Here is an 845-nt window from a genome sequence, read left to right on the forward strand (position 1 = left end):
AAGTGTGCATCCGCAGCTTCGGTGTCTAGTTTAGCCCCGTTACATCTTCCGCGCAGACCGACTCGACCAGTGAGCTATTACGCTTTCTTTAAATGATGGCTGCTTCTAAGCCAACATCCTGGCTGTCTGAGCCTTTCCACATCGTTTCCCACTTAACTAGAACTTTGGGACCTTAGCTGGCGGTCTGGGTTGTTTCCCTCTCCACGACGGACGTTAGCACCCGCCGTGTGTCTCCCGTAATTGCACTCATTGGTATTCGGAGTTTGCAAAGGGTTGGTAAGTCGGGATGACCCCCTAGCCTTAACAGTGCTCTACCCCCAATGGTGAGATACGAGGCGCTACCTAAATAGCTTTCGAGGAGAACCAGCTATCTCCCGGTTTGATTGGCCTTTCACCCCTACCCACAAGTCATCCGCTAATTTTGCAACATTAGTCGGTTCGGTCCTCCAGTTGGTGTTACCCAACCTTCAACCTGCCCATGGGTAGATCACCGGGTTTCGGGTCTACACCTTGCAACTCATTCGCCCAGTTAAGACTCGGTTTCCCTACGGCTCCCCTATTCGGTTAACCTCGCTACAAAATGTAAGTCGCTGACCCATTATACAAAAGGTACGCAGTCACCCCGAAGGGCTCCCACTGCTTGTACGTACACGGTTTCAGGTTCTATTTCACTCCCCTCACAGGGGTTCTTTTCGCCTTTCCCTCACGGTACTGGTTCACTATCGGTCAGTCAGGAGTATTTAGCCTTGGAGGATGGTCCCCCCATGTTCAGACAAGATATCACGTGTCCCGTCCTACTCGATTTCACACAAAGTTAGTTTTCGTGTACGGGGCTATCACCCTGT

At 51.4% G+C, this 845-nt stretch carries 1 rRNA gene; it reads right to left on the reverse strand.

Going from position 1 to position 845, the window contains the following annotated elements:
* Positions 1-845: ribosomal RNA gene (locus tag FCL40_RS18385) — 23S ribosomal RNA — on the reverse strand; the annotation flags it as partial.

This window comes from Ferrimonas sediminicola (genome assembly GCF_005116715.1).
Taxonomy (GTDB): Bacteria; Pseudomonadota; Gammaproteobacteria; order Enterobacterales; family Shewanellaceae; genus Ferrimonas; species Ferrimonas sediminicola.